Here is a 3,027-nt window from a genome sequence, read left to right as displayed (position 1 = left end):
GACGAACGCAGCGACTCTAGGCAGCAGCCCATCCGCATGCGCCTTTGCCGGCGACCTGGTCATGATCAACACCGCCAGGAGCATGTAGAAGATGGCAAGGCAAAAACTCGACAGAAGCGATGGCCACGGATCGATAAGTGACCCAATTCTGATGGCAACGCAAAGTGCCAGCAACATGAACCACATGCTGCCGAGCAGCTGCATTATCCACTCGTAAGACCGGTTTTTCGACAGGGCAACCGTGCTCATGGCTCACTTCACCCCGATGCTGGAGAATGTACGGACGAGATGCAGAAACGGACTGCCCCCCAGAATGACGAACATGGCTGGAAGCAGGAACAACACCATCGGAATAGTCAGCTTGGCGCCCAACTTGTGCGCCCTCTCCTCGAGGTCGGTAATACGTTCTCGCCGGAGGTCGATAGCGATACTGCGCAGAGCCATGCTCAGTGGCGTTCCGTATTGCAGGCTTTGGCTGACCATGGTGCCGAACCGGCGGAGCCCTTCCGACGTAGATGCCAATTTCTCGAATGCCTCGCTGCGATTTGGCAATATCCGGAGATCATCAAGAAGGCTGTACAAAACCCGGGACATGGCAGGATTGGTCTGTTTCATTTCTTCCGCTACTCGTTCCAGCGCGCTTTCCAGACCCATTCCCGCTTCGCTGCACACAACCAGCAAGTCGATCATATCCGGCGTGCCCAGCCGAATGCCGGCATTAAACCGCCGTCTCAGCACCAGCAGGATCAACCGCGGCCCCATGATTCCGATCACCACGCCAATGAGACTGAAGACCAGCACATCGATGAGCGGCTTCCCGAGAATCTGCGCAACAAACAAGGCGATGACCGGGAACAGGAACATGCTGACGGTCTTGAGACCGATCCAGATCGACAAGGCTCGATGAGGATTCAAACCTGACGATTGAACGATGGTTCGGAGCTGGTCCAGATTTTCCGCAGAGTAGAAGCGTCGATACCGCATGCCGAGCGACGAAAGCCAACCGGTCATGTCCTGGAGGGGCGCTGACCGGCCAGGAACACCCAGCACCGCGTTTGACACCCGCAGGTCCAACGCACGAATGTGTAGCTCGTGGATGATCAACACGAAGGTCGCAGTCGCAAGTACTATGGCCAGGGCCGCCAAACTGAGACCAAAGGTCATAGTTCTGTTTCCCTTCTGACCATCCAACGTATCACTAGGGACCCGATAATCACCGAGGCTGCTGCGTAAGCCAGGAGCCTGTTTCCCGTCGGATCATAGATCAGCAGATCGACTGTTACCGGATTGATCGTGTAGAGCAGCCCACCGACAATTATGGGCGACAATGAAAGCGCTCGTGAGGAAAAGATCACCTCTCCGGCCAGGGCCTTCGCGCGAGCAGCGAGCGCAACCCGCTGCCTGACAGTATCTCCCAGTGTTTGTAAGGTTTCGGTCAAACTGCCACCTGCCTTCAGTTGGACTGCAAGCGTGACCGCAAAGATCCCATACTCCGCTACTTGCGTTCGCCGATAGACAGCTTCGACAGCCTCCTCTGGGGGTCTCCCCATACTCACTTCGCTGCATACGATGGCAAACTGCCCAGCTGTCGGTTGCGGCATCTCGCGGGCGATGGTGCGAAATGCTTCGGTCACGGGTAGCCCGGATCGAACAGTACTTGTCACCAGCTGGATCGTGTCGGGCAGCTGTCGGAAAAGTTGATTGGCGAGACGATTTCGCTGCCATCCAAACAGACCTCGCACCACCATGATCGCGACAATTGCAGCCGCCGGGTACGCGTAGAGATCGGAAAATTTGAGCACGCTATTGGCATAAAGGATTGCAGCCGCTGCGACCACACCGGCAAACAGCACATACGCGGGGTGCCAAGCGTAAGCTATCCCAGCCTTGTAACTGACTATGCGGAAGAGAGGCTGCCAGCGGGACCCGGCCTCTAACCGACGAATGGAGGGCAGGTTCGCCAACTCTGAAACCGGCAGAGCTACCGCTAGCTGACGATCGATGCGTCGCTGTCGAGCGTCGAGCCACAACGTGATGGCTGCTGCGCATAGCAGGAGCACCAGGTCAATCGTGGTCAAGAATTCCGGCATTACAGCTGCCTCATAGCCTCAGTCCAGGCTCGATCAAGCCCATAATAGGAAAGACGACTCTTGAATTTTGGGACCGCGTGGGTGGACCTGTAGGTGCCCGATATCCGCCCGTGAACATCCTCTTGTTCGTACTCGAACAACGCGATGTCATTGGTGGTGATCACCTCGCCTTCCAGCCCGATCACCTCGCTGATCTGGATAACGCGACGCTGTCCATCCCGCATGCGCTCTACCTGCACGATGAGATCCAGCGCAGCGACGATCTGAGATCTGATCGCCCGCAGCGGCAGGTTCGGCTGCCCCATCTGCACCATGTTTTCAATACGGGTCATTGCGTCGCGGGCAGAGTTGGCATGCACCGTGGAGATCGAACCATCATGGCCGGTGTTCATCGCTTGCAGCATGTCAAACGCTTCGGCGCCGCGCACCTCGCCGACGACGATCCGATCAGGACGCATGCGCAGAGCATTCCAAACCAGATCGCGTTGTGTCACCTGCCCTGTGCCTTCTAGGCTGGGAGGCCGCGTCTCCAGGCTGATCACGTGCGGCTGTTGAAGCTGCAACTCAGCCGCATCCTCAATGGTGACAACGCGTTCGCTGTGATCAATGAACTGGCTCATGGCGTTCAACAGCGTCGTCTTGCCGGAACCGGTACCGCCAGAGACCAGAATATTGAGCCGGGACCGGGCGGCAATCTCCAGCAATTGTCCCATGGCCGAGGTGATTGAGCCGTTCTGGATCATCCCGGCCATGTCTAAACGGCGACTTGGAAATTTTCGGATGGAGATGCAGGGGCTGTGGATCGCCAGCGGCGGGAAGATGATGTTGACGCGGCTGCCGTCCGGCAGGCGGCAATCCACCATCGGACTGGATTCGTCGATGCGCCGGCCGACTTGCGCTGCAATCTTCTGTGCTACGGATGCGATGTGATCATTGT

General features: G+C 57.4%; 3 protein-coding genes and 1 pseudogene. All 4 read right to left on the bottom strand.

The annotated features are described in order from the left end of the window. Nucleotides 1–249: pseudogene (locus ACXJL8_RS37835) on the bottom strand (methyltransferase family protein); the annotation flags it as partial. 3 nt (nt 250–252) lie between these two features. Continuing rightward, a complete protein-coding gene (locus ACXJL8_RS37830) occupies nt 253–1,164 on the bottom strand; it encodes a type II secretion system F family protein (protein ID WP_456624270.1) in 912 nt (303 codons plus the stop codon). Continuing rightward, the gene (locus ACXJL8_RS37825; RefSeq protein ID WP_456686690.1) at nt 1,161–2,090 is read right to left on the bottom strand and encodes a type II secretion system F family protein; all 930 of its coding nucleotides are present in this window, start codon (nt 2,088–2,090) and stop codon (nt 1,161–1,163) included. The genes ACXJL8_RS37830 and ACXJL8_RS37825 overlap by 4 nt, the downstream gene beginning before the upstream one ends. Next, nucleotides 2,090–3,027 (bottom strand): CpaF family protein (locus ACXJL8_RS37820; protein WP_456686689.1); only part of this gene is annotated, 938 nt, incomplete at its 5' end. The genes ACXJL8_RS37820 and ACXJL8_RS37825, both read right to left, overlap by 1 nt.

The organism is Bradyrhizobium sp. P5_C11_2 (genome assembly GCF_054049755.1).
This window is presented reverse-complemented; position numbering and strand designations above follow the sequence as displayed.